25 protein-coding genes, 1 pseudogene and 1 riboswitch are annotated in these 24,820 nt (G+C 72.0%); of the genes and pseudogenes, 10 read left to right on the forward strand and 16 right to left on the reverse strand.

The features are described 5' to 3' along the window. Position 1: 1 nt before the first annotated feature. Positions 2 to 4,504 (reverse strand): HEAT repeat domain-containing protein, encoded by a 4,503-nt coding sequence (locus OG928_RS04830; protein WP_406279727.1) that lies wholly within the window; start codon positions 4,502 to 4,504, stop codon positions 2 to 4. Positions 4,505 to 4,560: 56 nt separating this feature from the next. After that, entirely contained in the window at positions 4,561 to 5,028 is a 468-nt protein-coding gene (locus OG928_RS04835; RefSeq protein WP_406279730.1) for an ATP-binding protein, read from the reverse strand. A 211-nt stretch (positions 5,029 to 5,239) separates the two neighbouring features. Here OG928_RS04835 and OG928_RS04840 point away from each other — a divergent pair, with 211 nt between their 5' ends. The 4 genes from OG928_RS04840 (at position 5,240) to OG928_RS04855 (ending at position 7,211) form a co-directional block, all read left to right on the forward strand. After that, positions 5,240 to 6,088, forward strand: a complete 849-nt coding sequence (locus tag OG928_RS04840) for a helix-turn-helix domain-containing protein (protein WP_406279733.1) — start codon at positions 5,240 to 5,242, stop codon at positions 6,086 to 6,088. Then, positions 6,085 to 6,267 carry a DUF397 domain-containing protein gene (locus OG928_RS04845; RefSeq protein ID WP_406279736.1) on the forward strand — a complete coding sequence of 61 codons (183 nt, stop codon included), beginning with the start codon at positions 6,085 to 6,087 and terminating at the stop codon, positions 6,265 to 6,267. The genes OG928_RS04840 and OG928_RS04845 overlap by 4 nt, the downstream gene beginning before the upstream one ends. 59 nt (positions 6,268 to 6,326) lie before the next feature. Then, positions 6,327 to 6,524 (forward strand): DUF397 domain-containing protein, encoded by a 198-nt coding sequence (locus OG928_RS04850; RefSeq protein WP_406279739.1) that lies wholly within the window; start codon positions 6,327 to 6,329, stop codon positions 6,522 to 6,524. Between the two features lie 105 nt (positions 6,525 to 6,629). Then, on the forward strand, positions 6,630 to 7,211 hold the full coding sequence (locus OG928_RS04855) for a GNAT family N-acetyltransferase (RefSeq protein WP_406279742.1): 582 nt from the start codon (positions 6,630 to 6,632) through the stop codon (positions 7,209 to 7,211). 101 nt (positions 7,212 to 7,312) lie between these two features. Here OG928_RS04855 and OG928_RS04860 read toward each other — a convergent pair whose 3' ends face one another. Next, positions 7,313 to 7,726 carry a (2Fe-2S) ferredoxin domain-containing protein gene (locus OG928_RS04860; RefSeq protein WP_406279745.1) on the reverse strand — a complete coding sequence of 138 codons (414 nt, stop codon included), beginning with the start codon at positions 7,724 to 7,726 and terminating at the stop codon, positions 7,313 to 7,315. Between the two features lie 139 nt (positions 7,727 to 7,865). Then, positions 7,866 to 8,031, reverse strand: a riboswitch (cobalamin riboswitch). A gap of 213 nt (positions 8,032 to 8,244) precedes the next feature. Between OG928_RS04860 and OG928_RS04865 the strand changes: the two genes are divergently transcribed. Both OG928_RS04865 and OG928_RS04870 read left to right on the forward strand, forming a co-directional pair. After that, positions 8,245 to 8,988: a GntR family transcriptional regulator gene (locus tag OG928_RS04865; protein ID WP_406279748.1), complete on the forward strand. Its 744-nt coding sequence runs from the start codon at positions 8,245 to 8,247 to the stop codon at positions 8,986 to 8,988. A gap of 154 nt (positions 8,989 to 9,142) precedes the next feature. Further along, positions 9,143 to 10,306 (forward strand): ROK family protein, encoded by a 1,164-nt coding sequence (locus OG928_RS04870; protein WP_406279751.1) that lies wholly within the window; start codon positions 9,143 to 9,145, stop codon positions 10,304 to 10,306. A 40-nt stretch (positions 10,307 to 10,346) separates the two neighbouring features. Here the strand turns inward: OG928_RS04870 and OG928_RS04875 are convergent, their stop codons facing one another. From OG928_RS04875 to OG928_RS04915, 9 genes and pseudogenes are all read right to left on the reverse strand, one after another. Next, positions 10,347 to 10,577, reverse strand: coding sequence for a hypothetical protein (locus OG928_RS04875; protein WP_406279754.1), 231 nt, complete (start codon positions 10,575 to 10,577; stop codon positions 10,347 to 10,349). Positions 10,578 to 10,635: 58 nt separating this feature from the next. Next, a pseudogene (locus tag OG928_RS04880) lies at positions 10,636 to 11,256 on the reverse strand (hypothetical protein); the annotation flags it as partial. Positions 11,257 to 11,540: 284 nt separating this feature from the next. Further along, positions 11,541 to 11,996, reverse strand: coding sequence for a nitroreductase/quinone reductase family protein (locus OG928_RS04885; RefSeq protein ID WP_406279757.1), 456 nt, complete (start codon positions 11,994 to 11,996; stop codon positions 11,541 to 11,543). A gap of 4 nt (positions 11,997 to 12,000) precedes the next feature. Then, positions 12,001 to 13,062 (reverse strand): SIS domain-containing protein, encoded by a 1,062-nt coding sequence (locus OG928_RS04890; protein WP_406279760.1) that lies wholly within the window; start codon positions 13,060 to 13,062, stop codon positions 12,001 to 12,003. A gap of 236 nt (positions 13,063 to 13,298) precedes the next feature. Further along, entirely contained in the window at positions 13,299 to 14,414 is a 1,116-nt protein-coding gene (locus OG928_RS04895) for a hypothetical protein (protein ID WP_406279763.1), read from the reverse strand. Positions 14,415 to 14,819: 405 nt separating this feature from the next. After that, complete coding sequence (locus OG928_RS04900; protein WP_406279766.1) at positions 14,820 to 16,052, reverse strand: ABC transporter permease; 1,233 nt, start codon at positions 16,050 to 16,052, stop codon at positions 14,820 to 14,822. Then, on the reverse strand, positions 16,049 to 16,816 hold the full coding sequence (locus OG928_RS04905) for an ABC transporter ATP-binding protein (RefSeq protein ID WP_406279768.1): 768 nt from the start codon (positions 16,814 to 16,816) through the stop codon (positions 16,049 to 16,051). Before OG928_RS04905 ends, OG928_RS04900 begins: the two co-directional genes overlap by 4 nt. Further along, complete coding sequence (locus OG928_RS04910) at positions 16,813 to 18,153, reverse strand: peptidoglycan-binding protein (protein WP_406279770.1); 1,341 nt, start codon at positions 18,151 to 18,153, stop codon at positions 16,813 to 16,815. The genes OG928_RS04905 and OG928_RS04910 overlap by 4 nt, the downstream gene beginning before the upstream one ends. A 10-nt stretch (positions 18,154 to 18,163) precedes the next feature. Further along, positions 18,164 to 18,745, reverse strand: coding sequence for a hypothetical protein (locus tag OG928_RS04915; RefSeq protein ID WP_406279773.1), 582 nt, complete (start codon positions 18,743 to 18,745; stop codon positions 18,164 to 18,166). Between the two features lie 213 nt (positions 18,746 to 18,958). Between OG928_RS04915 and OG928_RS04920 the strand changes: the two genes are divergently transcribed. Both OG928_RS04920 and OG928_RS04925 read left to right on the forward strand, forming a co-directional pair. Further along, positions 18,959 to 19,612, forward strand: coding sequence for a response regulator transcription factor (locus OG928_RS04920; protein ID WP_406279776.1), 654 nt, complete (start codon positions 18,959 to 18,961; stop codon positions 19,610 to 19,612). Further along, positions 19,609 to 20,892: a sensor histidine kinase gene (locus OG928_RS04925; RefSeq protein ID WP_406279779.1), complete on the forward strand. Its 1,284-nt coding sequence runs from the start codon at positions 19,609 to 19,611 to the stop codon at positions 20,890 to 20,892. The genes OG928_RS04920 and OG928_RS04925 overlap by 4 nt, the downstream gene beginning before the upstream one ends. Before the next feature lie 261 nt (positions 20,893 to 21,153). Here the strand turns inward: OG928_RS04925 and OG928_RS04930 are convergent, their stop codons facing one another. Then, positions 21,154 to 21,693 carry a TetR family transcriptional regulator gene (locus OG928_RS04930; protein ID WP_406290787.1) on the reverse strand — a complete coding sequence of 180 codons (540 nt, stop codon included), beginning with the start codon at positions 21,691 to 21,693 and terminating at the stop codon, positions 21,154 to 21,156. Positions 21,694 to 21,945: 252 nt separating this feature from the next. On the opposite strand from OG928_RS04930, the gene OG928_RS04935 reads away from it, so the two are divergent. Further along, a complete protein-coding gene (locus tag OG928_RS04935) occupies positions 21,946 to 22,737 on the forward strand; it encodes an SDR family NAD(P)-dependent oxidoreductase (RefSeq protein ID WP_406279782.1) in 792 nt (263 codons plus the stop codon). Between the two features lie 33 nt (positions 22,738 to 22,770). Here the strand turns inward: OG928_RS04935 and OG928_RS04940 are convergent, their stop codons facing one another. The 3 genes from OG928_RS04940 to OG928_RS04950 all read right to left on the reverse strand — a co-directional run bounded on the left by OG928_RS04940 (position 22,771) and on the right by OG928_RS04950 (position 24,397). After that, positions 22,771 to 23,325, reverse strand: coding sequence for a DUF4291 domain-containing protein (locus tag OG928_RS04940; RefSeq protein ID WP_406290790.1), 555 nt, complete (start codon positions 23,323 to 23,325; stop codon positions 22,771 to 22,773). A gap of 191 nt (positions 23,326 to 23,516) precedes the next feature. Beyond that, positions 23,517 to 23,858, reverse strand: a complete 342-nt coding sequence (locus OG928_RS04945; RefSeq protein ID WP_406279785.1) for a VOC family protein — start codon at positions 23,856 to 23,858, stop codon at positions 23,517 to 23,519. Between the two features lie 152 nt (positions 23,859 to 24,010). Then, positions 24,011 to 24,397, reverse strand: coding sequence for a hypothetical protein (locus OG928_RS04950; protein ID WP_406279788.1), 387 nt, complete (start codon positions 24,395 to 24,397; stop codon positions 24,011 to 24,013). A 199-nt stretch (positions 24,398 to 24,596) separates the two neighbouring features. Here OG928_RS04950 and OG928_RS04955 point away from each other — a divergent pair, with 199 nt between their 5' ends. Continuing rightward, positions 24,597 to 24,809, forward strand: a complete 213-nt coding sequence (locus OG928_RS04955; RefSeq protein ID WP_406279790.1) for a hypothetical protein — start codon at positions 24,597 to 24,599, stop codon at positions 24,807 to 24,809. The last annotated feature ends 11 nt before the right edge of the window (positions 24,810 to 24,820 follow it).

Genomic DNA, 24,820 nt, shown 5'->3' on the forward strand with positions numbered 1-24,820 from the left:
TTCACGGTGCGCCCGCCTCGACGATGCGATCGAGCACGGCGGTGTAGCGGGCCCGGCGGTCCGGGCGGGCGTGGGCGGCGGCGTTGCGCAAGGGGGCGATCGCCGGCTGTCCGATCCGGGCGAGGCCCTCGGCGGCGGCTTCGCGGACCAGCTGGTCGGGGTGCGCGAGGAGCGCGACGACGGCCGGCAGCGCGGGTTCCCAGCGGGCGTGGGACAGGGTGCCGATGGCCGAACGGACGATGTCGCGGCGCGGGTCGTCGAGCAGAATCTCGGTGGCGGCCAGGTATTCGCGGCGGTCGAAGAGTCGGCGGCTCGCTCGGTGGGCGTGCAACCGCACCCTGGGGACCGGGTGTTGCAGCAGGTCGACGACGACGGCCCGGACCTCGGGGTCACAGTCGCGGCCGTGGACGCGGTCCTCGACGAGTCGGGACAGCGCGCGGCGGACCTGCTCGGGGCTGCCCGTGCGGGCGGTGTCGAGCAGGTCCTCGCGAGAGGGGCGTTCGGCCGTGGCGTGTTCGGGTCGGGCGCGCAAAGTCGCGAGGGCGTGGTCGTCGCGGGCGGCGGCCTCGGGGCCGCGCAGGGGGCCGTCGATCAGGCGCAGCCGGTCGGCGAGGGATTCGTGTCCGTCGGCGCGCAAGTGGGCGACGGTGGCGGTCAGTTCCGGGGTGCGGCGGATGGTGCGGTCGGCCAGGAGGTCGAGGTAGCCCCAGGCTCGGGCTGCCAGTCGACCGCGCAGGGCCTCGGCGAGCAGGTCGGCCGGGAGGTGCCGCAGTGCGGCGAACGCGGCTTCTCTGGTGGCCGGTTCGCCGCGCTCCCACCAGGTGAGGAGCTGCGGGGTCAGGGCGGCGAGGTCGGTCGTCGGCAGCCACGCACTCAGGCGGGCGGCGCGCTCGCGGCCGGCCTCGTCGTGGTCGGCGAGGTCCGCGAGATCGGGCATGGTGGCCAGTACGTGGGCCAGGTCGGCGTGTGGGGGCAGGGCGACTTCGCCGCGCAGGTGGGCGGCCAGCACCAGGCGCCGGACCTCGGGTTCGGGCCATCCGAGCAGTGCCCGGGCGGCGGCGGTCCGGCGGTCCGGGTCGGCGGCGGCGAGGGTCGCGATCAGGCGGGCGCGCAGGGCGGCCGAGCGGGGCTGGTCGAGGTCGTCGGGGTGCGGGGTACGCGGTTCGGGGAGCACCGGCAGCGCCGCCGCGCGTTCGGCCCGGGTCCACGCAGGGGCGTCGATCGGCTGAAGATCCGTCAACCAGTCGAGCAGGGCAGCTCGGTTGTCCGGGTCGGCGGCGGGAAACGCGTCGATCAACGCGTCCAGGCGCACTCGCGAGTCCAGGCTCGGCCCCGAAGCCACGCCGACGGCCGCTGTGCGCCGGAAGGCCGCGATCGCGCCGGGTTTGCGTACGGCGTCGCCGAGCTCGGCCCGCCAGGTGCGGGCGTCCTCGCCCGGCGGAGCGGGCGGGGCGGGCGAGGCGGGCGGGCTCGGCGGACCTGGCGGACTCGGCGGAGCGAACGCCTCGCGCAGCACCGCTACTTCGGCCTCCCACGGGTTGGGTCCGGCCTGTGCGGCGGCCAGTGCGCGGTCGACGTCGGCGCGAGTGAGGACGGCTCCGCAGCGGCGCAGGAGCGGCAACGCGGGCGCGTCGGCGAGGGCTTGTGGGGGCAGCGCGCGGACGCGGAGCACGACCGCGTAGGCCACCGCTTCCGGCAGGCGGTCCGCGACGGCTTCGAGGACCTTGCCGATCCCGGCCACGGCGCCCAGTTCGGCCGTCAGCACGTCGGCCGCGTCCGCGAACGCCGCGTGCTCGTCGGCCGACCAGGGCTCGGGGGCCGCGTGCAGGGCCAGGCGCAGTACGGCGGCCCGATCCTCGGGCCGCACCCGGGCCACGGCCAGCACGTGCGGCAACGCGGCGCGCAGCGCGGCCAGGTGCGAGGCGTTGGGCGCGTCCGCCTGCCGAGCCAGCCGCAGGACAGTCGGCGCGTCGCCGCCCACCCGGCCCTCCCGGCGAAGCGCGACGAGGTCGGCCCGGGTGGCCGGATCCTCGCTGGGCTCCGGCTTCGGCAGCGCGATGTCGTGGGCGGCGAACTCCGCCGCCAGGTCCCGCACCGTCCCGGTGGCCAACCCCACCGTGCCCACCGCGACGGCGGCCAGCAACGGTCGCGCCGTCGGCGACCCACGGCCCGCGAGCATCACGACCGCACGCGCGGACACCGCCCGGTCGAGCGCCGCGACGAGCAGTTCCCGCTCGCGCTCCCCGTCCGCGCGCTCCGCCGCCGCGAGCACGCAGGCGGCGTAGGCGTCGCCCAGGATCGCCCGCGCCGCCGCGATCAACGACGCGCGCAGGCCCGGGTTGTCGTGCCGCCCGAGCCAGGCCAGCAGCGCGGGCACCTGCGCGTGCGTGCCGGCGGTGGCCAGCGCGTCGGCCGCGGTCTTCTTGATGTTCATCACCGGATGGTCCAGGCACGCCGCGATCGCCTCGCCCGCCCAGGTCGCCCCGGCGTTGCCCAGCGCGAGCACGGCCCGGCGGACCGTCTGCGGGTCCGGCGCGGCGGTCAGCGGGATCAGGCTCGCGGACAGGGCCCGGGCGTCGTCGCGGCCGGCGTCCCGGGCGAGCAGCGCGATGACGTGCTTGCGGACGTGCGGGTCACGGTGGCGCAGCAGTCGGTGGGTGCGGGCCTTGGTGTGGCGATACGGGACGCGGAGCAGGAGTTCGAGCAGGACGGCCAGTTCGGCGTCGGTGACGCCGGGGCGGTCCAGCACGTCGAGCGCGACGGCGGCGACGAGTGCGTCCTTCGCGGTATCCGTATCGGTCGCGTCGAGCAGGCACACCGGGCGCAACGCGCCGCGCTCGTACAGGCGTTCGCCGAGCGCGCGGATGGCCTCGACGACCGGGCCCGGCACGAAGGGCTCCGCGACGTCGTCACCGACGGACGCCGCCAGGTCGCTCACCACGTGCAGCAGCAGGTCGGTGATCGCGGGGATCGTCCTCGCCGTGCCGTTGCGGGCCAGCCGGCAAAGTGCCTCGACCGGGTCGTCCGGATCCAAGTGCGAGGTGAGCAGCGCGAGTTCGTGTGGGTCGGGCGCACCCAGATCGGACGCGATCCGCTTGGGGAGGTCGCGCGGGTCGAGCCGGGCGAGCAGCTCGCGGCGTTGCTCGGGGGCGTCGGTGAGGTGCCAGAGCACTTCGAGCGCGTGGTGCGACACGCCTCGCAGGTATGGCGTGATCGGCCCGGCCGGCGTGCCGAGGCCCAGCCCTTCGCGCAGCGCGGCGACCGTGCGCGGTCCGCCGATCGCCTCCAGCGTGTGCAGCGCCGGCCCGGGTGCCCGGGGCAGCGTGGCGAGCACGGCTTCCTCGGCGGCGGTGTGGCGCAGCTCGCGCAGCGCGGCCAGGAACGGCTCCGGCCGTACCGCCGCGGCCAGTCGCGCCGTGAGGACCGAGCCGACCGGCAGGTCGGGCGCGCCCTGTTCGGCGAGCGCGCGCAGCAGGTCGACGCGCCGGGGCCATCCGGGGTCGTCGGCCGGCGCGTCCGCCAGTGCCCGCAGCGCCTCGTGGCGCACGGTGAACAGCACGACGGCGACCTCGCGGGCGCGGACACCGTGGTCGGCGAGCGCCAGGTCCACCACGGCCCGCGCGTCGTCGGGCGACACGAAGTGTCCGCGTCGATGCATCCCGCCCAGGCACGCGATCATCGGCCCGGCGAGCAGCAGCGGATCCGTACCCGCGATCCGCAGCAACTCCCCCGCCTCGCCCCGCTCCGCGAACTCCCCGATCGACTCCAGCGCCCGCCGCCGCGCCTCCCCCGGCACCCCGGTGTCCGCGGGCACCGCACGCAGCGCCGCCTCCTCGGCCCGCCGGGCGGCGGCGTCCAACGTCCCCGGGTAGGCCGGCAGCAGTCGCCGCAGGACCTCTTCCGGCAACCGCCCGCCGACCGGATCCAGCAGGTCGACCAGGTACGCACGCGCCTGTTCGGGGCCGATCAAGGCGCCGTACAAGGCCGTCCGCACCACCCGCAACCCCGCCGCACGCAGCACGGGATCGCGACGACCACTCAGCGCCCGGACGAACCCGTCGACATCGTCCACGTCCTCGGCGCCGACCCCCGCGACCGCCTGGTAGAGCTCCTCCCCGAGCGGCTCGTCGCGCACGGCCACCGCCGGTTGCCGGCAGATCTCCGCCTGCAACCACGCGATCCGGACCCGAGCCGGCAGCTCGACGGCCCGCCACTGCGGCACCACCACCCGCAGCCGCCGGTACACCTCGGCGAGCACCACCATCGTCTCGGGCGAGCCGTCCGGAGCCACCGGCAACAACTCGGCCAACTCGGCGCTCGGCTCCCGCACGGCCCTCGCCCGCAGCAACACGACACCCAGGTGCCGCATCACCGCATCGTCGTGCCCCAGCAGCGGTCGCAACACCGCCGCCGGGCACGCAAACCCGTCGAAATACGCCGATAGCCACCCGACATCGGCCCGCCGCACGGCGTCCAGAACGGCGGCATCGCCCGAAGTCGTCATCCCCCGATCCTACGAATGAGCCACGCCCCGGAACGAACGAGTATTCGCCGCGCCACTCAGGGCGCCGCCTCGATCACAAACGTGAACACCACCCCGGACCACTCACCACACGTACGCGGGAACGCCTCCGCCGCGAGGCTCTTGACCACCCACAGCCCGTACCCGCCCTCCGCCTCCGCCCCGGCCACGATCGCCGGCGCCTCGTCGGGAAAGACCGGCATCCCCGGCCCGTCGTCCAACACCTCCACGACCCACCGCCCGGCGGCCACATCCTTCGCCAGCACCGTCCGCGTCAGACTCCCGGCCGCATGCACACAGGCGTTGTTGAACACCTCCCCCACACACGACCGAATCCCATCGACGATCTCGTCCCCCGCCCCGAATCTGGCCGCCCGATCGGCGACTATCGCCCGCAGATCACGGGCATACCGCCGTTCCGCAATCAATATGTAGTCCGCCAGCACGCGCGCGGCAGCCGACGGCCACACCAATCGGCCGTTGGTGGAAGGGGTAGGAGCGGGCATGCCGACCTCCCTGGATGGGCGCGGGGTCGCGACACAGGCACTGTGAACCCGGGCGCACGACCTGAGACTCGGATCAAGCTCGCAGGCATGCATCGATGCACGCAATGCAACTCGCGTGCATTCACCCTTTCGAGTAGATCTGACCTTCCGTCACGAAGAATCGACGCCGCGGACTTCGGCGAGGCACAACACTGGGCGCCAGGAGGTGGCTATGGCCGCGACGCCCAGTTACGCCCGACGTCGACTCGGCGCAGAACTCAGGAAGCTGCGCGAGGCCACGGGTCTCTCCCACCAACGGGTCGCCGCCGAATGCGGGTGGGACGGCTCGAAGATCAGCCGGATCGAGAACGCCAAGGTGACGCTGTCGCGGCACGACCTCTACCGACTCGGGCACGTCTACAACGTGGACGACAGCGAACTCGGCGTCCTCGAAGGCTGGCTGGACGACAGCCGGGGACCACGCTGGTGGAGCGAGTTCCGCTCCGTACTCAACGCGAGCTACGAGGAGTACATCTCCCTGGAGTCTCAATCGACCCGGATCGTCACCGGCAACTCGGCGGCAATCCCGGGGATTCTCCAGTCGCGCAGCTACGCACTCGCGGCGGTGACCGCCTCCGCCTTGGTGACCGATCCGGAAGACGCGGCCGCGTTGGTCGACGTTCGGATGAGAAGGCAGAAGATCCTGGCCGGGGAGTCCCCCGTCGAGTACACGGCGATCCTGAGCGCCGCTTTGCTGTACATGCAAACCGGCGGCCCCTCGGTCCTGCGCGAACAGCTGCTGCACCTACTGGAGCAGAGCGAGCTACCCAACGTGGCGATTCACGTGTTGCCGTTCGAATCCCGGGTGCTCATCAACATGGGCGCCGTCTCCATCTTGGACTTCCCCGGTCCTCGGAACCCGAGCGTCGTCTACATCGAATTCCACGACGGGGCACTGTTCAAGGACGCCGACCGCGACGTGCGGCGCTACCGCAGAGGCATGGAGCACACCCTTACCTCAACGTTGTCTGTGAAGGATTCAAGAGCACTGATCACTGCAAGATTGGATGAACTTCCGTGAACATCGACGACGCCGCATGGCGCACCTCGACTCGCAGCGCCGACTACAACGAGTGCGTCGAGGTAGCACCGGGCCCACGTGCCATCACCGGCATCCGCGACACCAAAGCCCGCCGACGCGGCCACGTGGAGATCGTGCCCGCTGCCTGGGTCGCCCTCCTGGACGCACTCAAGCGCTGACCGCTCCACCCCACGGACCGGAGTTCCCGGAAAGAATCACGCCGGCTGATCATCGAGAGATGGGAAGAGCTGTGACCCGCAGCATCGACCACTACCCGTGGCGCAAGGCAACCCGCTCCAACTCCAACCAGGCATGCGTGGAAGTCGCGCCGCTGGCAACCGCGACCGGCATACGCGACACCAAGGACCGCCGGCGCGGCCACGTGGAAATCGCACCCGCAGCCTGGGTCGCCCTCCTGGGCGCGCTCAAGCGCTGACTGCTCCACCCCACGGACCGGAGGGCCCGGCGCACCCCGCCGGCCACCGGCCGGTCCGTGGCCGGATCAGGCCCCCGGCCAGGGCGCGCGGGTGAGACTCGGGCCATGTCTTCCGAACCTCGCCCCGAACTCGTCCTGCCCGCCGCCGTCGCGCTGACCGGTCACGGCATCCACCTGCGCGAATGGACCGACGACGATCTACCCGCCCTGGTCGCCCTGTTCGACGACGTCGAGATCGCCCGCTGGACCCCACTCGCGTCGCCCTACGACGCCGAGGCCGCCCGCGACCACTTGGCCAAGGCCCGCCGGATCAGGGGCGAGCATCGCGGCATCCAGCTGGCCGTGACTCTGGACGGCGTCGAACCCCGCGGCGAGGTACTGCTGTTCGTAAGCACGGACGGCCTCGACGCGCCGGGCCAGGTCGAGTTGGCGTACGGCATCGCCGCCGCCCACCGCGGCCTGGGACTGGCCACGCGGTCGGTGCGGCTGATGACCGAGTACGCCTACCACGAACTGGGCGCGACCGCGGTGATCCTGCACATCCCGGCGGACAACGCCGCCAGCATCGGGGTCGCCCGTGCCACCGGCTTCGAACGCACGGACACGCCCCCGATCGTCCGCGATCGACGCGGCACACCGATCGCCCTGGACATGTGGCTGCACCGCGCCGTTCCGCCGGGGGCGTGACGGACAAAATCCGTTCCGCCGGGGGCGTGACGGGACGAAATCCGGACGACAAACGACCGACCCTCGTACCGCCGCCCGTGGCGCCCCTCGCACCGACCCCGTCAAGTCCCCATCGCCTGCCGAGCCTTCCGGTTCGGCGTGAACTCGTACAGGTCCAACAGCCCCGGCGCGTCCGCCACCCCCGGCCCACCGGCCGCCGCCCACGCGGCTATGTCGGCCGTCGCGTCCTTGTCGTTGACCGTGCCGAACCACGCCGGCCGGCCACCCGCCGCACGGCCCGCCGAGGAGGGCTGGACCACTATCACGTTGCCGCGTTCACACGGCCCCAGGCACTCGCTGAGCCGCACCACGACCTGAGCATCCGTCAACGCCGCGCGCAGACCGGCCACTTGGTCCGCGTGATCGTCCCCCGCGATCTTCGCCGTACCGCAGCAACAGCCACGGCAGACCGTGACCGTGCAGGGAGCCGAACGCACCGGCTGGGCAGGGGGGTTGGGGCGGCTGCGACGAGCCATGGGAACTCTCCTTCGCGAGTTCGATCCAGGTCCGAAACCCGTGCGGAGAGCGCGAGGCAGGCAGCGGCGAACCGCGACCGACCCCTTCCCACGAGGCTCCGGCAGACCGCGCGCGAAGGGTCCGCACGCGGGCGAAGGCAGGTCTTCGGACTCGTGGGCACATCGGCCACGACCGATTCGGTCGCACCGACTCCTACCGGCCGTCGCTTCCCGGGCGCCCACGTCGGCGCCCAGTGCGTGATGACGGCTCTCGTTCCCACTCACCGCTGCGGGGCAGTTCCGGTCTCGCACCGGATTCCCTCTTACGACACGCGCCCCTGGCGGGGGCGGTGAACCGTTCGCGCAGGTCAGCTTAGGACGTGCCGTGATGTGAGTCAGGTCACCGACAACTTGGCGGGTCTTGGTCTGGACCTTTCCGGGTCCGGGCGGGTTATATTCAACCGTCTTTACTAAACCGAACATGCAATAAGCCCGGACCACCGTGGCCACGGGCAGCCGAGGGGGCGTCCGTGGGCAACATGGCGACATTGCCGGACGAAGCTGTGTTCGGTGAGCCCAAGTACTGGCAACTCCGCACGTCGTTGCTCAAGGCGATCGAGGAAGACTTCGTCTCCGGCGACATCCTCCCCAACGAGCGCGACCTCGCGGCCAGGTTCGGGGTCGCCCGCGCGACGCTGCGGCACGCGCTCGAACAGCTCGAACTCGAGGGCCGACTGGTCCGCAGGCGCGGCGCCGGCACCACCGTCGCCGGGCCCCGCGTGGACGTGTCGCTGAGCGCCGACGGCGAGGGCTGGCCGGGCGTGGACCTGCGCGACCGCGAGGTCATCGACTGCGCGACCGTGCCGGTGACCGACGAATTCGCCGCGACCCTCAAAGCGCGGCCCTCGGCGCTGGTACACCGGCTGCGCCGGCGCCAGTTCTCGATGCGCCAGGTGGTCGGCCTGGAGTGCCTGTACGTCTCGCGCGCCGTCGTCCCGTCGCTGTCCACACGCGCACCGGGCTTCGACCGCGCCGCGCTGATGCTGCGCCAGTTGCGCGGCCACCGGCTCGAGAGCCGGCACCGCGCGGTCGAGCTGGGCGTGGCCGAGGCCGAGGAGGCGCGCTACCTGGAGCGTCCGCCCGGCACCGCCGTGCTGATCGTGACCACGACGTACACCGCCCTCGGCCGGACCGCGGCCGTCACGGTGTCCACCTACCGCGCCGACACCTGCCGGCTCGCGTTCGCGGAAGCGGGGCCGGCCGCGTTGCGGCCCGCGTCCTGACCCGCCGGAGAGTCGATGCCGGGTACCATCCGCGCCTGAGCGACGACACGCACGCCGAGACACGCACGAGGCGCGACCGGACGGAACGCGACCCGACGGGCCGAGACCGCCCGGAGGAACGATCGCGCGACGGCGTGGTGAGAGGACGAGAGCTGTGGCACAGGCGACCGGCGGGGACGCGTCCCTGGTCCGGCGGATCAACTCCGCGGAGACCCTGCGCGCGATGCGCGGCGGCGCGGCGCTGACCGTGACCGCTCTGATGGAGGCCACCGGGCTGTCCCGGCCGACCGTCGAGGGCGTCATCGACGGGCTGCTCGCCGAGGGCCTCGTCGTCGAGACCACCACCGCCGAGGGCGAGGACGGGAGCCGCCCGCGCGGCCGGCCCGCGCGCCGCTTCCGCTTCCACGCGGAGGCCGGCTACCTGCTCGGCATCGACATCGGCATCCACCGCATCCGGGTCGTGCTCGCGGACCTGACCGGCACGATCGTCGGCCGCGCCGCGCGCACCGTCGAGGAGGACTGCGAGGCCGAGGACCGGCTGGAGCGGGTCCGCGGCACCGTGAGCGAAACCCTGCGCCGAGCCCAGGTGTCGCGCGGGTCGCTGTGGGGCGTGGGCGTCGGCACCCCCGGGATCGTGGACACCGAGGGCGTGGTCACGCTGTCCACGGCCATGCCGGGCTGGACCGGATTCGACCTCGCGGGCCGGCTCGGCCGCTCGTTCAGCTGTGCCGTGCAGGTCGAGAACGACGCGAATCTGGCCGCGATCGGCGAGCGCTGGAAGGGCGTCGCGGTCGGCTCCGACGACATCGTGTACGTGATGGCCGGCCTGAGCCCGGGGGCCGGGTCGTTCATCAACGGGCGACTGCACCGCGGCTTCGGCGGCGCGGCGGGCGAGATCGGCGCGCTGCACCTGCTGGGCCGGCAGGTGACGCCGGAGAACCTGCTCTCCACCACGGGTACGCCGCTGCCGCCGCTGGACGAGACCGCCGTCGGCGAGGTGTTCCGGCACGCGGCCGAGGGCGACCCGACGGCCGGCGAGGCGGTGGACCGCTTCGTCCAGCGGCTGATCCACGACGTCACCGCGCTGGTGCTGGCGCTGGATCCGGAGATCGTGGTGATCGGCGGCTGGGCGGCGGGCCTCGCCGGCGCGATCCCGCCGCTGACCGCCGAACTGCAACGGCTGTGCCTGCGAATGCCGCGGGTCGAGCCGTCCGCCCTCGGCGCGGACGGGGTCGCGCTCGGCGCGCTGCGGGTGGCGCTGGATCGGGCCGAGCACCGCCTGTTCGCGGTCGAACACACGGGCGCGGCGCGGGCGTAGCGCCGGCCTCGGCCGCCGGCCGGGCCGGAAGGGCTCGCCCTCAAGCCCCGGACGGGTCGGTGTCGGCCCGGGGCAGCCCGACCAGGAGCGCGTCGGCGACCCGGACGTAAAAGTCCGCGACGGGCACGGCCGGGTCGTACACGGCGACGATCGCCGCGTCGTGCCCCTCGGCAAACTCGGCCACGGCAACGCCGTCGGCCAGATCACCGGCCACCACGCGCACCCCCGCCCCCGCCAGGTCCGGATACAGGGCGGCGTTCAGCGGCCCCACCGAGGCGACTTCAACTGGCACCAAGGGTTGGCGGAGACACGTGTTCCCCTCCGGCAAGTGGATTGCCGTGCCCGGGAAACTGCCCTCCCGGCGGCACATACCGCAGCCGCCCGCTCTGGTCGGTCACCGGTGTGAACCCGGCGGCCTGCAACAGGGCAGCGTACTTGGCTCTGTGGCGCCGGTTGACGACGAGCCCGACGGGCATGAGGGCCATCAGCGCGGCCCAGACGATGCCGGCGATGACAACGGCGGTGATGCCCGCGCCGAGCGCGAAGCCGAGGCCCACGGCCAATGGGGTGACGCCGACACCCGCGAGCACCATCATCTGCTTCTCGGTGTACCTGGCGGCGAGGTCGAAATTGATGCGGGCTTTGAGAAGTTCGACCGCGTCGGACACGAGGGGCGGCAGCGCGACCCCGTCACCGGCGTTCGGGTACTGCGCCCAGTTCTGCGCGGCCCGCACGCGGGCCTGCGGGCTGGGGTCGGGCACTATCAGCATCACGAACCCGTTGTCCTGCGGTCCGCCGCCCTGCCATACGTCCGCGTACGCGTAGCCGAACTGCTGGGCAATGAAGGCGAGTCGGGCAAGCTTCTTCATGGATGCCATGGCGCTGGTGACCTGAACGGGCTCCCCACTCGCCATCTGCCGCAACATCTTCCGCACATGCCGCTTACTCACTGGTGCCCCCGTCACTCGTAACCCAGGCAGTTTCCCACGACGACATGCCAATGCAGAACACGGACCGAATCGGATTGACACGGCCTTAACAGTCACCACCGGACGTCAGCCGCGACCCCGGCGTCCTCCGCCGCCGGGGTCGGACGGGGTCGCGCTCGGCGCGCTGCGGGTGGCGCTGGATCGGGCCGAGCATCTCCTGTTCGCGGTCGAGCACACGGGCGCGGCACGCGCGTAGCGCCGGCCTCGGCCCCGGCCACCTGGCGGGCCGGAAGGGCTCCGCTCCCTCAAGCCCCGGACGGGTCGGCGTCGGCCCGCTCGATGATCACGACCGGGATGTCGCGCGTCGTGCCCTCCTGGTAGGCGCGGTAGGACGGCATGGCGTCGACCATCAGCCGCCACAGGCGCGGTTTCTCCGCCGGCGTCGCGGTCCGCGTGGTCGCGGTGAACACCTCCGCGCCGATCTGCACCTTGACGGTCGGTTCGGCGACCAGGTTCAGGTACCACGCGGGGTGCTTGTCGGAGCCGGCGTTGGATCCGGTCACGATGGTGGACGCCCGAGAATCCACAGCCCCCACAACCCAATCAGCCTGACCAATACCGGACGCGAGCGCCGGGCGCGGGCATCGGGCGAGCCATTGACAGCCCGGCCGGCGTTCGAGGCCAAGCAGCCCAGCCGGCGCTTGAGGCCACCCCTCAGCCCGGCCGGCGCTTGAGGCCGCCACCGCCGCGACGGACGCCACCGCGCTAGCTGGTCTCCGTCACCTTCGCCAAGGCACGGGGCGCATCCGGATCACACCCACGCCCCAACGCAACCTCACGCGCGAGCATTTGCAGCGGCAGGATCTCCAAAATCGGCGAAACCTCCTCAGCCACCGCCCCCGCGCCCGCCCCCGCCAACACAAACCCACGCCCATAGGCGGCCACCACCTCCGCCCCACCCACCACGCACAGGTCCGCGCCACGCGACCGCAGCCGATCCAACACCGGCCGCAGCGCCACCCCGCCCGCCCCGTCCGCCGACACCGCAAGCACCGGCCAGGCCTGGTCGACGATCGCCAGCGGCCCATGCATCAGATCCGCACCGGAGAACGCCTGGGCCCCGATGTAGCTGGTCTCCATGATCTTCAAGGCCGCCTCGAGCGCCGTCGCATACCCGTACCCGCGCGCCGTGACCACCAGCCGATCCGCGAACCGGTACCGCTCGGCCAGCGCGGCGACCTCGGCCCCCCGGTCCAGGATCTCGCGCGCCGCCCCCGGCAACCCCCGCGCGGCCTCGCCCGTACCGCCCCGGATGTGGTCCACCAGCAGGAACAGCGTGAGCAGTTCGGCCGTGTACGTCTTGGTCGCCGGCAACGCGAGCTCGGGCCCGGCCAGCACGTCGAGGTGCAGGTCGGACTCGCGCGCGAGGACCGATTCCGCGTTGTTGGTCACCGCGAGCGTGAGCGCGCCGTCCGCCCGCGCCTGTCGCGCGGACGCGATCAGGTCGGGCGAGCCGCCGGACTGACTCACCGTCACCACCAGGCAACCGGTCAGGCGTTGGCGGGCCCGGTACGCGGTCGTGGTGGACATCGAGGTGAGCCCGGCGGGCACGCCCAGCAGGACCTCGGTGAGATAGCGCGCGTACAGCCCCGCGTTGTCGGACGTCCCGCGCCCGGTGAACAGCACGAAGTGCGGGTCCAGCTCGCGGATCGCGGCGGCCGCGGCCCGGATCGGCCCGAGCCCCTCGTCCAGGATCCGAGCCAACCCGTCGGGCTGGGCCGCGATCTCACGGGCCATCACCGACCCGGGAACGAGGGAAGTGGGCATCTGAGTAGTACCTCCAGGCGGCTTGTGACCACGCCGAAACGGCGTCCTGCGCGGTGTGCCGAAGGTATCCACCACGCCGAACGCCACGCAATATTGGTCCAGACCACCAAACCCAGCCGCCCCAGCGGACCCAGCCGACCCGGCCGACCCAGCGGACCCAGCGGACCCAGCCGACCCACCCGACCGCCCCGCGCGTCAGCCCCGCACCGGATCGGCGACCCGCTAGCCCCCGCGGATCACGCGTTCTCCCGCGCCCGAACAACCTTCTCGAAGTCGACCGACGTCGCCGTCGCCCCCGCAACCGCCGACCCCGCCGCACCCAAAGATCCCAAAGCCCCCAAAGGCCCCGAAGCCCCCGCCGCCCTCGCCGCCTCCTCCGGCCGCGGTCCCCGCACCCCGCGCACCAACTCGACCCGCGCCGCCCAGACCGCGCGCACCCGCGCTCGCGGCGCGTCCGTCCACGCCAACCACTCCGGCCGGCCGCGCCCCGCGAGGAGGCCGAGCACGATCGCCGCGCCCACCGCGATCAGGTGCTCGCGACCGGCGAGGTTGGGCAGGACGATCGACTCCAGGACCATCGATCCGCCCGTGATCGTGAAGAGTATGGGCGCGCGGTGAATGATCGACAGGTACGTGAACAGACCCACGACCGCCGCCGACGGACCCGTGTCCAGCACGTGCCCGGCCGACGACGGCAGCCCGATCGCGTGGTCCGGACCGATCGCGATCATGATCCGGGCGCCCATCGTGCCCGCGAGCGTCGTGACGTAGGCGACCGTCAGCGTGCGCGCGGCGCCGAGCGAGAGCTGGGCGATCGCGAACGCGAGGAACAGCTGGGTGATGCCGGCCCAGACCGGCAGGTTCAGCGCGGGCACGAACAGCGAGACGGGCGTCCGCAGCAGGGCCAGCCACAGCGGCAGGTCGGCGCTCACGCCGCCGAGGATGCGGACCGCGCTCTTCCCGGTCGCCGTCTGGCCGATCGCGTGGAAGAAGATCACCGCCGAGCTGGCCACCAGGGCCAGCGCGAGCCCCTTGCCGCGGCCACGCCACAACTCGCGGACCGGATCGGCCACGATGCCGCGCCACTCTCCGCACAGGGTTTGCCACAGGAAGCGCAGCAGCTGCCACGGCGCGGACCACAACATCCGGCGAAGTCCCCGGCGCGGCGATCCCGCACCGGCACCGGTCGCCTTCGACGAACCGACGGCGCCCGACGCGCGGGTCGACCCGTCGCTCGACCCGTCGCTCGACTCGTCGTACGGGTGCGGTCGGGTGAGCGTGCCGGCCGGGGCGGACCCGTGGCCGGTGACGTCGTCGCCGTCGTCTCGGCGATCGTCGAGAACGCGCAACACTGCTGATCAACCCCCAACGACTCACCGAGTCCGACGTGCCCCGGGCCCGGGCCGGTGGCGTTGCGGCGTCCACCACGCCATGCCCTCAGCCGCGTCATCGTAGGACGAGAACGCGACACACCGGTCGGTGGGTTGACGCCGTGCGGGGGCTCCGCGGTTGCGACGGCTGCCGATCGACCGGGCGGCGCGGGGGTGGTGAACCGCCTTGAGCCTCAAAGATTACCGACTACCCAGCCCGTCCTTCGTCAACCGAATCGATGACTTGAAAGGCGTGCCGTCATCATCTGGTCGGATGAGCGAGCTGCACCATCCGGGGGGAAACCCTGAGCCGCCGCGGCCGCCCGACCGTGAACGACCTGTTCACGATCGGACGGCCGCGGCAACTCGGTCCGGGCCCGGGCCCGGTCAACCCGCGCTGAGCGCCTCCGTCGGAGGCAGTCGCGCGGCCCGCCCGGCCGGATACAGACCGGCGAGGGCGCCGATGGCCACCGAGGCGGCGACGCCGCCCAGGATGGCCGGCCATGGCAGCACGAGGGGCCAGCCCTGCGAGTGGGCGTACCCGCTCGTCACGATCAGGCCGAGCAGCACGCCGGCCACCCCACCGAGTCCGGACAGCGTGACCGCCTCGGTCAGGAACTGCAGCCGGATCTGTCCCCGCCCGGCGCCCAGCGCCCGACGCAGGCCGATCTCCTGGCGGCGTTCGAGCACGGAGATGACCATCGTGTTGGCCACCCCGACCCCGCCGACCAGGAGCGCGACCGCGCCCAAGCCGACGAACAGGCCGGTGAAGGTGTTCTTGGCGGCCAACTGCGCCTCCAGCGCGTCGGACGGGCGACTGACCTTGACGCCGCTCGGGTTCGCCGGGTTGACCGTCTCCGCGAGCACACCGCGCACATCGGCGACCGAGTCCTCGGTGGAACGCTCGTAGATCCTGGTCGGGTGCCCGTCGAAGCCGAGCACGTCCCGGGCGGCCTGCCAGCCCACCAGCGCGGAGCGGTCGATCTCCGGGGCCAGCGGGACCGGGTCGAGGACGCCGATCACGGTGAACCACCGGTCGCCGATCCACACTTGGCGGTTCGGCCCGTCGACCCCGAGCAGCTCCGCCGTGCGCGCGCCGAGCACGACCGTGGGATAGCGGGACGTGGCCGCGTTGAACCACTGGCCCTTCCCCACCTTGCCGCCGATCGTGCCGAGCAGGTCCTCGCGGGCCGCGGCGACGGTGATCCCCTTGGTCTCGCGGGAGTCGATCTTGTCGCTGCGGCGAACGCTCCGGCCCTGGAGTTCGGCGGTCGCGCTGGCCGAGGTCACCGGGCCGATCCGGCGCACCATGTCCACGGCCTCCTCGGGCAGCTTCACCTGCCCGCCGAACATCGAGTCGCCGGGACCGACGGTGAGCATGTTCGTGCCCAGGCTGCGGATCTGCTCCATCAGCCGGGCCTGGCTCGCCGTCCCGATGCCCAGGACGGCGACCATCGCCGCGATCCCGATCGCGATGCCCAGGCCGGACAGCACCGCGCGCATCGGCCGGCCGCGGACCCCGAGCAACCCGACCCGGACGACGTCGACGGGGCCGAGCCGGGCGGTACCCGGCAGCGGGACGGGGGTGGGTCGGGGGGCGGTGTCCTGACGTACCGTCATGCCGACACCCCCGCGGCCTTCGCCGTCACCGTCGCCGTCGCGACGCCGCTGTCCGCGTGGATCCGGCCGTCCAGGATCTCCACCCGGCGCGGCAGCGAACGGGCGATCCCCGGGTCGTGCGTGATCACCACGATCGTGGTCCCGTCCTCGTGCAGTTCGTGCAGCAGTCGCATCACCGTCGCGCCGGAGCGCGAGTCGAGCGCGCCGGTCGGCTCGTCCGCCAGCACCAGGGCGGGTCGGGCAACCAACGCCCGGGCGATCGCGACGCGTTGGCGCTCGCCGCCGGAGAGTTCGCGCGGGACGTGGTCCAGCCTGCTCCCGAGCCCGACCCTGATCAGCGCCTCGGCCGCGCGTTCGCGCCGTTCGCGGACCGGAATCCCGTGGTAGTACAGGCCGTTCGCGACGTTGTCCACGGCGGTGAAGTGCTCGGTGAGGAAGAACTGCTGGAACACGAAGCCGATCCAATTGGCCCGCACACCCGAGAGCTGACGGTCCTTCAGCTGGGCCACGTCGTGCCCGAGCAGCCGGACGACCCCCTCGGTCGGTCGGTCGAGCGTGCCCATCAGCTGGAGCATGGTCGACTTGCCCGACCCCGACGGGCCGACCACCGCGAGCAGTTCGCCGGAATGGATCGTCAGGTTCGCGTCCTCGAGCGCGCGAACGCCGCCGGGGTAGGACCGGCCGACGCCGTCGAGTTCGATCACGGGTACCGAGCCGTACCCGTCGGGCGATGTCGGCGCGTCCGTCCTGCGGTGCGTGCTCATGCCTTCGGCACCCCGACCTTCAGGCCCTCGGTCACGCCGTCGCCGGTCACCTCGACCCGGCCGTTGGCGAACATGCCGAGCTCGACCTTCAGCAGTCGGGTCGTGCCGTCCGGCGCGACGGCCTCGACCCCGTAGCCGCCCTCGGCGAGCGCGAGCAGCGCGTTGACCGGGACGGTCAGGACGCCCTTCTTCTCCTTGCCGACGAACCCGACGGTGACCGGTGCGCCGTCCAGGGTGCCGGCGTCCTTGGGCTGGTCGAGCGCGATGTCGACGGGGATCGTCGCCTTCTCGCCGCCACCACCCGGCATGCCGCCCGGGTTCTGCTCGCCCTCCTTGGCGACCGTGCCGACCCGGGTGATGGTGCCGGTGGCGGTCTTGCCGCCGGGCAGGGTCACCTGGACCTTGGCGCCCTTGGTCGCGAGGGTCTGCTTGTTGACCGGCAGGTCGACGGTCACCCGGCGGCCGGTGCCGCTCGCCTTGATCAGCGGTCCCTGCGACGTCGCGCCGAGGGTCGCGGTGACCTCGCTGACCCGGACCGAGTCGGGCAGTACGACGGCGTCCCCGGGGTCGAAGCGGCCGGTCTGCTTGTGGCCCATCTCCTTCTGCCACTTCTTCAGCGCGGCGGCGGTCGCGTCGGTGAACTTCTCGTCCACGGTGAAGCCGCCGTAGCCCAGCGCCTGGAGGTTCTGCTCCAGTGCGCGGACGTCCGGGCCCTTCTCGACGCCGGCCGCCAGCTGACGCCAGAACGGCGTCTCACCGTAGAACAGCGGCACCTTGGTGCCGTCCCGCCCGTACACGCGGTCGCCGCGCGCGAGCGTGTCGCCGACGCCGGGCAGCCAGGTGATGGTGCCCGGGCCGGCGTTGTCGCCGGTGTCCGGAGGCGGGTTCGAACCGCCGGAGCCCGGCCCGGGGTTGCCGCCGCCGCCCGCGCCGGGGCCTTGCGAGGGACCAGGAGTGCCGCCGCCACCGGGTTGCGGCTTGTTCTGCCCGCCCGCCGGGGGCGTCTCCTTGTCGGAGCCGGCCGCCGCCGCGTTGACCGAGTAGACGCCCGCGTACCCGAGCTTGCCGTCGACGTTCTGCCGTTCGACCAGGTCCGCCCGGGTCACGGGCAGCGCGTCCAGCTTCGTGCGGTTGGAGGATCCGGCGGAATCGTCGCCGCCGTCGGACAGGAGTACGCCCGCCGCGCCGCCGGCCGAGGCCAGGACCAGAACGGCCGCGAGCGCGCGCCGCCGACGCCGCCGCCGCTTGCGCTCGCGCGGGTAGGCGGAGCGGTCGGGGTCGGGCGCGGGCACGGGCGCCGCGTCCTCGTAGTGCTGTGGGGTGTCGATCGAGACCATGGAGCCGCCCCTACTTCTTCTTGGGCTTGAAGGGCGGAACCTTCTTGTCGCACGTCTCCAAGGCCTTCTTGACCTTCTCGTCGCCCGCGTCGATCGAGACCGCAGCCGTGCCCGTGCCGTCGCCCATGTCCACGCCGTTCTCGCGCCAGCAGGCCTCCCGCTTGGCCTGCCATTCCTTGAACGCGGGGTCGTTCATGTCGTAGTCGCTCTTGGGCTGGAACTTCTCGCACTCCTTCATCGCGGTCTCAGTCTTGGTCATGTCGCCGTCCGCGGGCATCGCCAGCGACATCGCCGCGGCGCCCCCGGGCTCGGGGTCGGGCATGTCGATGCCGTGCTCGCGCATGCAGCCGGCGTACTTGACCATCTGCTCGTGCGCCGACGCGTCGTCGTCCTTGCCCTCGGACCCGCCGCCGGCCGGCTTGTTCGCGGATCCGGCGCTGCCGCCGCCCGAGGCCACCTTGGACTTGCCCGACCCGCCGTCGTCGCCCCCGCACGCGGCCGTGGTCAAGGCGAGGCCGCCGACCAGAACCATCCCGACCGCCATCCGCACCACCGAGGGCCGTCCCGCTCCCGTGCGCCCGAACCTCGTCATCACTGCCGCTCCCACCTGTGGTCGTGTACGTCGCACACCCGCCGTCGCCGGCGAGATGTGCGGTGCGTGTGCGGCTCAAGGTCTACGCGGGGCGCGGTTTCACGGCCGTCTCCCGAATTGGTTATCCGGAGCTAACACGGGCTCGCGTATAAACGTTGGCGTTGGTTCGAACTCGGATCATTCGCCCGAACCGGAAACCGGAGAGACGACACCTTGCGAGTTCTGGTGACCGAGGACGAAAAACTACTGGCCGACCTGGTGGCCCGGGGGCTGCGCCGCGCGGCGATCGCCGTGGACGTCGCGTACGACGGGGACAGCGCGCTGGAGCGACTGGCCGTGAACGACTACGACGTGCTCGTCCTCGACCGCGACCTGCCCGGGACGCACGGCGACGACGTGTGCCGCTCGGTGGTGGCCGCCAACCTCCGGACGCGGATCCTGATGCTGACCGCCGCAGGGACCGTCCCGGAGCGGGTCGCGGGACTGCGCCTGGGCGCGGACGACTACCTGCCCAAGCCGTTCGAGTTCGCCGAACTGCTCGCCCGCGTACAGGCGTTGGGCCGGCGGGCGACGCCGGCGGTGCCGCCGGTGCTGGTGAAGTACGGCATCGTCCTCGACATCGCGCGCCGTCAGGTGACCCGGGACGGCGAGTACATCAGGCTCGCGCACAAGGAGTTCGCGGTGCTCGCCACGTTGATGGCCGCCGACGGGACGGTGGTCAGCGCCGAGCACCTCCTGGAGCGGGTCTGGGACGAGAACATCGACCCGTTCTCCAACACGGTGCGCGTGACCATGTCCAAGCTGCGGGCCAAACTGGGCGACCCGCAGATCATCCGCACGATTCCGGGCTCGGGGTATCTGATATGACCGGTGTGGCCGGAATGAAGTCGGACGCGCGGCTGCTCGCCCAAGCAGTGTTCCGGCGCCCGTCGGCGCGGGCGCGGCTCGCGCTGATGTACGGCGGGATGTCGCTGGTGGTCGGGACGGTTCTGCTGGGCATCGTCTACTGGTTCGTGGACCAGCGGGTCTCGGAGCGGTTGCCGAGCGCGATGGCCCGGACGATGGCCTTGACGATGACGCCGGACGGCTCGATCACGATGGGTGAGACCGCGCCGACGTCGGCCTACCCCCCTGTGCAGTTCTACCCGGCCGCCGATGCCGCGGTCCCGGCCGAGACGATCAAGCGCGCCGCGAACGCCGGCCAGGACGTGACGATGACCCAGCTGCTGACGGTGCTCGTCGCCGCGCTGCTGCTGCTCGCCGCTACGTCGATCCTGGTGGGGTGGTGGATGTCGGGCCGCGTGCTGCGGCCGGTGCACGGCATCACCGCGACCGCGCGGCGGCTGTCCGAACACAACCTGCACGAGCGGATCGCGATGCCGGGCCCGGACGACGAACTCAAGGAACTCGCCGACACGTTCGACGGAATGCTCGATCGGTTGGAGAAGTCCTTCGACAGCAGAAGGCTGTTCGTGGCCAACGCGTCGCACGAGTTGCGGACACCACTGACGATCCAGCGCACGGCGATCGAGATCGGCCTGGCCGATCCGACGGCGGTGGCCGACATCGTCGAGACCCGAGAGCAGTTGCTGGCCCTGAACCGGCGTACGGAGCGGCTGATCGACGGGCTGCTCGACCTCGCGGCGAGCGAGCGCGGGAACGTCCAGGCGTCCCCGGTCTCACTGGACGAGCTGACCGCCGACGTACTGCGCCAGACCGGGCCGGCGGCGGAGCGAGCCGGCGTCCGCTTGGACGCGAACCTGGCCGCCGACAGCGTGGTCTCGGGCGACCCGCTGCTGCTTCGTCAGCTGGTGACGAACCTGGTCGAGAACGCGGTCAACCACAACCACCCGGGCGGCTTCGCCACGATCGGCGTCTCCGCAGGCTCCCTACGCATCCGCAACACCGGCCCGGTCGTCCCCCACGACCGCGTCCCCGAACTCTTCGAACCCTTCCGCCGCCTCCGCCCAGACCGCACCGGCTCCGCCAAGGGCTCCGGCCTGGGCCTCTCCATCGTCCAAGCAATAGTCCACGCCCACGCAGCCAAAATAACCACCACCCCAAACCACCACGGCGGCCTAACCATCGCAATCACACTCCCCACAACAAAACCCACCCAACACACACCCAGCCCGTCAGGCGTTTGAGGACAAGCAGCCCCGCCCAGCCCAGCCCAATCAGCCCGTCCGGCGCTTGAGGACAAGCAGCCCACCCAGCCCAGCCCAATCAGCCCGTCCGGCGCTTGAGGACAAGCAGCCCACCCAGCCCAACCCAATCAGCCCGTCCGGCGTTTGAGGACAAGCGGGCCGCAGGCCGCCCAGCCCGTCCGGCGCCTGAGGACACCCACCAAGCCCGTCCGGCGCTTGAGGACAAACCAGCCCGTCCGGCGCTTGAGGACACCCACCCCCTCAGCGGACCTCCCGCAACAACCCACCGTCCGCGACCCGCAAAAGCGCATCGGCAACACAATCCGCCGCCACCCCCACCCCCGCCACAGCCCACCGCTGCATGGCAATCCGCACCGCAGCATTAGCCGCCCCCGCGGCCAAGTGCACCGCGAGCTCATCCGCCCCCATCCCCACCCGCGCCGCAATGACCGGCCGCAACCGCTGCTCGCATTCGTGATGCACCCCGAGCCACACCGCCCGCAACGCCGGATGCCCATCCGCGGTCCGCAGGACGACCCGCAACTGCGCGTCGTCCACCCCGTCCACCTCCCGCGCGTGCCGCATCGCCGCGCGATACGACGTGTCCATCGCCGCGAGCAGCCCCAGCCCGGGATCACACGCCGCCAGCCGCTCCACCCAATCGCGCGTCCCGGCCGAGAGCACCGGCGCGACGGTCTCCTCCTTGCTGCGGAAGTAGCGGTAGAACGTGCGCAGCGCCATCCCCGCCGCATCCGCGATGTCCTCGACGGTCGTGTCGTCGAACCCCCGCTCGGCGAACATCCGCACCGCGACTCGGGACACCTCCGTACGGGTATCGGCCTTCCGCCGCTCGGTCAACGACGGCCGACCCACCCGGCCGACACGGGCGGGTGGCCGATCGGACGGACCGGTTCGCGAAGCGGTCGAGGCAGCATCCATGTGGGCCATTCTACGGACCCCACCCGGAATTAATGGCACGTTGTGCACGTTAGGCGTAGTGTGCAAAACGGAGCACACTCCAGCCCGCCACAGCGCAAGAAAGCAGGCCCTGACATGAACCGCTTCGACAACCGCCGCATCCTGGTCACCGGCGCCGGCTCGGGCATCGGACAGGCGACGGCGCTCCGGCTGCTGCGCGAAGGCGGCCGGGTCGTCGCGGCCGACGTGGTCACGGACAGCCTCGCCAAGACGCGCGAACTCGCCGAGAAGGAAGGCACCGCCGACCGCCTCGGCATCCTCGTACTCGACATCGCCGACGAGTCCTCCGTCGTCGAAGGCGTCCGCAACACCGTCACCGAACTGGGCGGCCTCGACGTACTGGTCAACGCGGCCGGCATCCTGCGCGCCGAGCACACCCACCTGACCTCGCTCGACATGTGGAACCGCATCATCACGGTCAACCTCACCGGCACGTTCCTGGTGACCCGCGAGGCGCTCCCCGCCCTCCTGGAGACCGGTAACGGTGTCGTCGTCAACTTCAGCTCGACCTCGGCGGCGTTCGCCCACCCGTACATGGCGGCCTACGCGGCGAGCAAGGGCGGCATCCAGTCCTTCACCCATTCCCTCGCCCTCGAATACGGCAAGCAGGGACTGCGTGCGGTCAACGTCGCCCCCGGCAGCATCAAGTCCGGTATCACCGACGCGACTTCGGGCTACCTCCCGACGGACACCGACTGGGAGCTCTTCGCCAAGCTCTCCCCGATCCTGGCCACCGACCTCGAATCCGGCGGCGCCCCGATGGCCGGCCCCGACACCGTCGCGGGCGTCATCGCGATGCTCGCCTCCGACGACGGCGCCTTCATCACCGGCACCGAAATCCGAGTGGACGGCGGCACCCACGCCTGACCCTCACCCCCGGGGCACCCCCTCCCCAAGTCCTCAACCGTCGGCGTTGACCCGCCGGGCGAGGTGTTTGGGCAGGGGGTAGGGGCGTTCGGGCGGGAGGAGGCGCTGGGCCTGCGTGGTCCGGCCGGCGCGCAGCAGGTCGGCGATACGCCGCGTGAGCGGGGTCAAGTCGGTGACACCGACCACCCATTCGTCGTTGAAGGTACGAATCAGGTCACGACCGATGCCGACCTGGATGCTGTACTGATTCAGCGCCGCGCCGCGCAGCGAGCGCTCGGGGTCCCATTGGACATGCACGTCCGCGCCCTCGACCGACCCCTCCGTCGACACCGCCCGGCCGAGCGCGTCCTCGAAGCCGGCCCGCGTGATCCGCACGGCCAACACCCGTTCCTGCCCCGCCTTTCGCCCCCAGTCGCTGCGATGCATCAGCCAGCGGTACGACGGCTTGATCCACGTCATCCGCCCGAACGAGAACGGCGCGACGAACCGCCCCTCCCGCAAGGCGGGTTCGGCGACAGCCGGCGCGTACGCCTGATAGACGACCAGAGTCGTGGCATCGAAGTCGGCCCGCACCTGCCGCAACATCATCCCCATGCCGCCAGACGCTGCCAGGCAACGCACCTGACGGCTACGGAATTGTGCGATACCTCGCAACCGACGCCGCTACGACGACACTCGTCCACCACAGAAAACGGTCCTGACCTGATGGGATCCCGTCACCGAGCTCGGAAGGGGGCCGCCACGCGAAGTGGTGGGCCCCTTGCGGGTTTTCGGTGGGTTCAGGCGCTCACGTATTCGAAGACCGCGCCGTCCGGGTGGCGCAGGATCGCGCGGCGGCCGTTGGGGGTGGCCGTCGGCGGGGCGATCAGCTCCGCGCCGTGGGCGGTCAGGTCCGCGACCGTCGCGTCCAGGTCCTCGACGCCCAGCGTGGCCGCGACGCCGCTGAAGCGGGCCGCCGGCTCGTCCGGTCCGGCGAACACCAGGAACGGCCCGGTGGCGGCCAACTCCAGTCCGGCGAAGGCGAATCGGGTCGCCGGCTCGCCGGTCAGGCGCTCGTAGAAGGCCGCCGCCGCGTCCAGGTCGGGTACGTGTCGACGCACTGTCACCGATGTGATCGTCATGCCCACAGTCTCCCGTACCCGGTAGGCCGGTCGGACACCGGTCCGGCCGTAGTGCCCTCTCGCCTCGCGCGGCCTTCGGCGCGCTTGTCCTCGAACGCCGGGCGGGCCGGATTTTCCCCTGCGTTCGCGGATGCATCCGGGCTCGGGTTCCGTCAGCGGAAGATGCCGCGGTCCCTGCGCATGTGTGGTGCGACCACGTTGCGTGGGCGGTTGAACAGGATCACCGTCGCCTGCACCACGGCGACCGCGAGGGCGATCAGGATCGCGGCCATCGACAGATAGCCCCAGAACGCCGCGGGGTCCTCGCCATCCGCCGCGAACCACGGCGACACCGCGATCACGACGGACAGGCACCACATCTGGACCGCCACCAACGCCATCGCGCGCACCAGGCCACGCCGGGCCGGGTCGCCCAGCGGCAGCGCGCGGAAGGCGAGCACGACGTCGTCGGCCACGCTCGCGCTGCGCCAGACGTCGGTCGTGCGATTCGTCAGGCCGATCGAGGACATGAACGCGAAATAGGTCAGCCACAACCGCATGCGCACCGCACCTCTTCCCCCCGCCGACGCCGACATGCGGCGCCTTGCCTCACGTGTCACCACCATTCTCGCGCAGCCCTCGCAGCCGCCACACGGCGGCTCATGACGGGGTGTCAGGAACTAGACTGGATCGGGCGGAACCGATCCGGACGGGGACAGCCCATGACGATCACGGACGCGACCGTGCATACCGATCACCGTGCACGGCGAGTCGGTGATCGAGGTGTGCTTCGAGCCGGCGGGCAACACCTATGAACTCCCTCCGGGCCGGCGGGTGTACGCCAGGGCGTCGCTGCGTCAGGTCGCGCACTTGGAGATCGTCTACACGCCGGGCGTGGTGACGGTGTGGCTGCCGGGCGTGGTCGACGTGCTCGACCACGACGGGCGGCTGCTCGACACGCTGCGGACGTAACGGCCCGTGGA

The organism is Embleya sp. NBC_00896, from assembly GCF_045207785.1.
Taxonomy (GTDB): domain Bacteria; phylum Actinomycetota; class Actinomycetes; order Streptomycetales; family Streptomycetaceae; genus Embleya.